Raw genomic sequence first — 6,499 nt, forward strand, 5'->3', positions numbered from 1 at the left:
TTTGCCGTCTAGAGAACCGAACAATATTATTCGGTGTAGGTAACAACATTAACCTGTACATGTGCTGTATTTACAAATTTTCAACCCAGAGGATTATATTTTCTATAAAACCGGCTTAACCTCGGATATGCTCTTAAAATTCTCTTAAAATTTGGCAAATATTAGCCTCGTTGCTGTGTGTAACTTAGGTAAAAATAGAACGGTTTACAGTTAAAGGATGCTGTCTTAGAAATAATTGGTTTTGAAAGTGCAGACATACGAGTCAAGGTCAGAGCCCATCACGAAATAATTATCACTTTTACTTCTACTTCACTGAATAATTGCCAAAGAAGCAAAGTCTGATATAGCTTCGAGTGAGTAAGTCCCAAGATATTTGTTATTTCAAACACACGTTGTGCTCTTCCATATTCCCATCTTAAAATCATATTTTGCCAAGCAGTTAAATATCAGAAATATCGAAGCTAATATTTATGCTGAGTTTAAAGATGGTAGATTAATTGCTCAGGATGCCACATCAACAGATATTGACCGAATTAATTCAGGAATAATCGAGAGCGTTAAGTTTCAATTCTTAAACAAGAATATATTGGGATCAAAGCCCAACAAAACAAATATTGTAGATCTAACAGATCTTCAAGAAGGAAATAACCTATACAATTCTGAAGAAGAATTAATCAACGAGATACTTAAAGATGAATCGGTTAAACATTACAGACAAATTAAATACCTGCTAAAGCACCATCTCTCTAACATCCTCAAAATTAGATTTATTTTATTTCCTTTTTCCTTTGTATTCCTACTAGAAGGTGAAGAAAAATATCATATAGTTGCAGAAACACTAAACACAGAAGAAGCCACCTATATTTGGCACATTGATAAATCCAATTTAAATGAACGTCTCAACTCAATAAATAAAGACTTAAACATCATTCGTAATAAAGGCCGTCAGTTCTTTCTTGAAAATCAACCAGAAAACTTCAGTAGGATATTTCATGACTATTCAGATGATAAAAAGGGGTTTATAACATGGAAAGGTCAGCTAGAAGAGAGGTTAATCTGAATATCTAACAATAATTTTGATACGATAAGAACTTCTAGTCAAACTTATTTTCCTCAAGTGCGTTAATATATTATCTTTATAAGTACATTTGTGCCCAAATGAGTCAGTTTGATTACATAAAGGATATTGCTAGATATGGTCTTGAGAATGATCAAGAACAACTTCTTGAAGTGTTGAATAAGCTAATAGATTATTCAAGGCAAACCAAGAAGACTAACTTTGCATTGCAGTTACAATCCATTTTAAAAGAAGGATTGCGTAGTCAACAATCAAAAGGTCTGACAAAAGTAGGTTCTAAGAAATACTTTTTACGTGAAGACGATAGGGAAATCAACGAACTCATTATCGAAAAGCTGACTTCTGATTATACCTTTGAAAATCTTGTTTGCTCAGAGGATATCCATGAGGAACTAAAATACTTTGTAAAAGAACATCAAGGTATTGATATTCTTAAGCAATTTGATTTACCTGTTTCTAATCGAATTCTATTTTACGGTCCTTCCGGTTGTGGCAAAACATTGGCATCATATGTTCTGGCTGGAGAGCTTGATAAAATGATGTATGTAATTAATTTGGGTGCTATCGTATCTTCCAAGTTAGGAGAAACAAGTAAAAATTTAGCCAAGATATTCCGCAGAGCATCAGGTGAAAATTGTATTATCTTCTTGGATGAGTTTGACTCTTTGGGTAAAGTTCGGGATTACAGCCAGGATCATGGGGAAATGAAAAGGGTTGTTAATACAATTCTTCAGTTATTTGATTATTTACCTCAAGATAGTATTGTAATAGCGGCTACTAACCAATTACAAATGTTAGATGATGCTTTACTTAGAAGGTTTGATCTAAAAGTCAATCTTGATCTACCTAATAAGCAACAGCTATCTGAATTAATTGATAAAACTATTTCGAAGACACCTTTCAAATTCAAAACAAAAAAGGAGTTAAACGAGGTTGTTAAATTATCTGCGGGCTTATCGTATTATCTAGTTCAAAAGGCTATATTAACAGCTATTAAAAGGACCTTGTTTGACAGTCATACTAATAACAAAGAAGAGTACTATATCAATACTGACATTTTAAAGCCTCTTCTTGAAAAGGAAAAAGAACCCGAAACTAAATAATAGACAATAATTGCTTTAGCTTTCCAAATCTGCTTCCAGGTCAATTCTACCCATAATCTCTAGTTCATTAACAGCCATTAATCCTTCGTACAAAGAATCCAGTTCTTCGTCCTTCAAAGGTTGTTGTTCTATTTTGATAATCAAGCTAAAAGGAATCTCACGTTCAAATGCCTCTTTATTTGCATCAGTCATAGTTTTATGAAACGCTGCATTGACTGCTACTTTAAAAGTATTTTCTTCATCGATAATATCCTGACGCTTAACATTAAACGAATGCTTCTGTACGTTACTAACTATCTTTTCTCTATAATAAAAATCTTGTACCCAACCTTTATTTCCTAGACAATACTTGTCCTTTTTACTGCCATTATAACCATCCTGAACTTCTACCATACGAATTCCCCCATCCTTATTCTCCCGTTCTTCAATATGTGATATTTCAATATCCACATTTTTACCTATGGCAAATGTAAGATGAACAGGACAATACGATAATTGATTATCAGTTTTAGGTTGGAATTTAAAACATAAAGTAGTTGTAAACTTCAATAGTCCATTTTTTCTCTCGGCACTATTCAAGTAATCCGGAAGATTTAAAGGAAACAGTTTTATTTCATCAACCAAAACCTTATCCTCAATAACCATCGTTACCTCGTTATTATTTGAAAATAAAATTTGATTATTTAACTCCCCATAACCTGTTATTCGCTTGTGCATTGCTTTTGAGAAAGCATCAAACTCTTGTCCTAATTTTATTTCATCAGATGCATTGATTAAAAGTGCCTTAACACTTTGCATATTTATACCTGGATATATTTTAAGCAATTTGGCAGCCATATTTGCTGCTATAGGAGTTGAATAGCTTGTCCCCAATGCTAAAAATGTCCTTTCGTTTAAATCAGCAGAAAGTACTTCCAAACAAGTTTTCCCTTGCTCATCAAGAACTTCCATGCCAAACAAAGAAGTTTCATAATAATCTCCACCTCCGATTAATATATCAGGCTTACTTAAATATTTATTTACTGTTGCTTGATTAAAAACATCTTTATTCTCAAAATCATAATGAAACTTTCGGGAATATAATGCCGGATAATTTTGGTTCCCAGCAAGGCCATAAACACCATTAGCATTAAAATTATTGGCAGTTGCACCTAAAGTAATATTATTCATACTTTCTGCAGGTGGTGCAATATTAGCATTACCAACCTGAAACTTACCAGGATAATCCTGAATTTTCAAATTACTTATAAAGTGATTGGTAGTCGAGATAAAAATTAAAATATCCAACTCTAATGCCACCTGATCTAGCATTGTAGCATATGATGAGAACTCTTGATTATCACACAATGGAAAATCAGTATAGCCAATTGTTAAAGTAAATATTCTAACACCATAATTATGGTGTGCTTCTCGGATTAACTCAACAACTTGTTTTTGAGAGATTGCTCCATTGCTACCATCAATGATTTTAATAGGTAAAATTTTTGCATCAGCCTCAACTGATCCATTATAACCTGGAATTAATTTACTTCCTAAAGCCGCAAAGGCAGCTACCCCTGTTCCATGGTTGGCACTATCATTAAAAGAACCAGTACCTGTAGTATCATATTCACCATCAACACCTACTAATATGGAAGACAATGGTGTTTGAGATGACACCCCTGAATCTATGACTCCAATAACAGGGAGCTCTTCTTCAGAATTAGTTATGTCAAATCCAAATTCACGTTTAGGTATATTAAATTTACTTGGTGTTACTATGGCTCCGGAACCCGAACATGTAGCATAAATAAAATCGAAATTATCAAGAATAGTCCTTAGAAGATCTTCATCTATATCATATACCTCGCCATATTGTTCTTCAAAAGCATACTCAACCATATGCCCATCAAGAAATAGAGCCAACTCTTCCTTTTGAGGAATTATTACTTTATTTTCAATAAATGAGTTTACTCCCATAAAAGACAAATGGATAACAGCATAGCTATTAATATTTCCTAAACGGTCGTCAGTTGAGAATAATTTAAAGTTTTTAATAAACTTTATTTTTGCGTCAAACTGCTTATTCGTGTTATTCTCCTGATTACCAATAAAGATATTTAGCTGTTGAAAGAAGGAGGCAAACTTCTCTTCATCTTCAATGGCAAATAATCCTTTTCGGTTAAAATGAGATAATCGTAATAATTCAATCCCAAAGTTATCTATGTAGTAAGCCTTGAATTTTACTTCATCAAATCCAGCAAAGAAATTTAGCTCTATAGAGTCAAAGTGATCCTCAACTTCAATAGTTCTTGCCTCAACTCTTTCCATGTAATCGGATTCATACTTCACTAAACAATCAGAAAAAGTAGATGCCATCAAACGATAATCCTTTGGCCTTTTATCTTTATCGTCATCATCATTGCCACCTCCTCCTGGTCGCCCTTTTAACGTTCTTGTTCCTTCAACTGGATTATTAAAATATAAGTGAGGTCTATTCATTTTGGTCTGGGATACTAAGTACTTAAACTAAATCAATTAATAAACTTAATGATTTTTTCAGTACCATTTATATTTAAACTTCTATTTCACCCTTTATCTCTTGAATTTAGCTGATCGAATTTGTTTTTTTAAAATACTAATACATTGGAAGCTGTGCTCATTTTGAGATATTTCCTGGCATATTCCAGAACTATTTTGAGCAAGGCTTTCTTAAATATGCTTCCCAGTCACTATTGTCCAATTCAAATAATTCATTTGACTTTATTTTCTCGCTATTTTGTAGCTTTTCAATGAGTTCTTCTTCAAAATATTTTCTTTTGATAAAGCTTGTAACATGCTGTTCGTCAACTGTCCCTTTAAGGAAAGGGTATTGAATTTTTAAGGATGCATCTCCATTATTCTTTTCTAAATTCCGATCAATCAAACCAAACATTCTATCTATTCTTCCAATTCTTTGTTCATTATCTCCAGGAGTCCAAGCCATACCATAGTGAATTACTTCATCACAGAAGTATTGAAGGTTTACTCCTTCTTGAAGAACTGAAGTGCTAATTAAATGATTAGGGTAAAAAGGAGTATTAAAGCACTTACGAATTCGTTCATTCTTCGTTCCTGCCGAATATGGGTATGCAGGTTGCGTATTATTAAACTCATCCCACATATAATCATAAAGATCATCTTCATTCAGGCTAAATGCTTTTTTGTATACAACTTCAAAGGTCAAAATTGTTTCGTTTACAAGATGGACTAATTCATTATTATTTTCATCTTTTAAATATTTGATTACCTCATTAAGAAATGAAAAATAAAGTTCTCTTGAACGCTTTTTTTTCTTCTTATGTTTCCAATAAAGTGCAAAGAAAACAACAATGTAATGAGTACCAAGACAAAGACCTTTGGCTAAATAAGTTGAAAATGATTCTTTTTCTTCATCAGTAAAGGATATATACGTCTCTTTTGCTTTAACTGACAGATAATCCCATATAATATTCAAGAATGTATTATATTCAAAAACTTTATCCGTTGGAAGTATGTGATCTTCAATTTTATCTTTTCCTTTATATGATAATTCAACATCTTTTATTTCTTCTATTGAAGACAAATAGTCATCCTTATTTGTGCTTTTTCCTGATGATGAAATACGTTTTTTCAAATTTGTTATTAAGAAACCGGACGTTGGTTTACATAAATCATTAATGGGCTGAAAAAAAATAATAAATGGTGAATTATAGCGATTCAATAAGCTTAGTCGAAAATTTGCTGCTGCAGTAGCTTTTATTGCGTGCCCCTTTTTTATCTTAAATAAATCTAAGAACAATGAATTGGGAATTGTTTTATCAGTATCTTCTTCTGAATTATGAAAGTTTGTTGCTACTTCTTCTAAATCATTATCTGAGAACATATTATCAAAATTCCTTCTTTTAATTAAGTCATATTCCAGCTTAAGATCCTCACCACTTACCTCATTAAAGACTTGAATAAGAAAATGATCATATTTCTTTATTGATCGTTTAGCAATTTCCTTTACAGATGGAATTCTCCTTACAAAAATTAAGTACTTTAAGTTTTGTTTGTTGATTCCAGGAGATATATAATCCAACAATTGATCATACTTAGGGTGTGAAGGCGTTCCATTATTAATATGAGAGAACCTAAACTTATATTCTTCAACTAATTCTTGAAGTATTTCCGCGTCATTACCATTATGAAAATCGCTTCCTATTGTTTGTTTATTTTCATCATCTGGTTCATCAATCTTTTCGACTGGAATAAATTCAGTTCCCTCTAAATAATTTAGCAATCGCCTTCCTTTACTTAAGTCTGAGGCATTCTCTGC

Annotated in this window: 4 protein-coding genes; 2 read left to right on the top strand and 2 right to left on the bottom strand. The window is 32.3% G+C overall.

All coding sequences use genetic code 11. The annotated features are described in order from the left end of the window. The first annotated feature begins 394 nt into the window (after positions 1–394). Both AC4MRQ_RS14995 and AC4MRQ_RS15000 read left to right on the top strand, forming a co-directional pair. Positions 395–1,060, top strand: a complete 666-nt coding sequence (locus AC4MRQ_RS14995) for a hypothetical protein (protein ID WP_491198503.1) — start codon at positions 395–397, stop codon at positions 1,058–1,060. Positions 1,061–1,158: 98 nt separating this feature from the next. Beyond that, on the top strand, positions 1,159–2,181 hold the full coding sequence (locus AC4MRQ_RS15000) for an AAA family ATPase (RefSeq protein ID WP_491198504.1): 1,023 nt from the start codon (positions 1,159–1,161) through the stop codon (positions 2,179–2,181). Between the two features lie 15 nt (positions 2,182–2,196). Here AC4MRQ_RS15000 and AC4MRQ_RS15005 read toward each other — a convergent pair whose 3' ends face one another. Next, entirely contained in the window at positions 2,197–4,662 is a 2,466-nt protein-coding gene (locus AC4MRQ_RS15005; RefSeq protein ID WP_491198505.1) for a S8 family serine peptidase, read from the bottom strand. 190 nt (positions 4,663–4,852) lie between these two features. After that, positions 4,853–6,499: helicase-related protein (locus AC4MRQ_RS15010; protein ID WP_491198506.1), on the bottom strand; the 1,647-nt coding region annotated here is incomplete at its 5' end.

It is taken from the genome of Carboxylicivirga sp. (assembly GCF_982718395.1).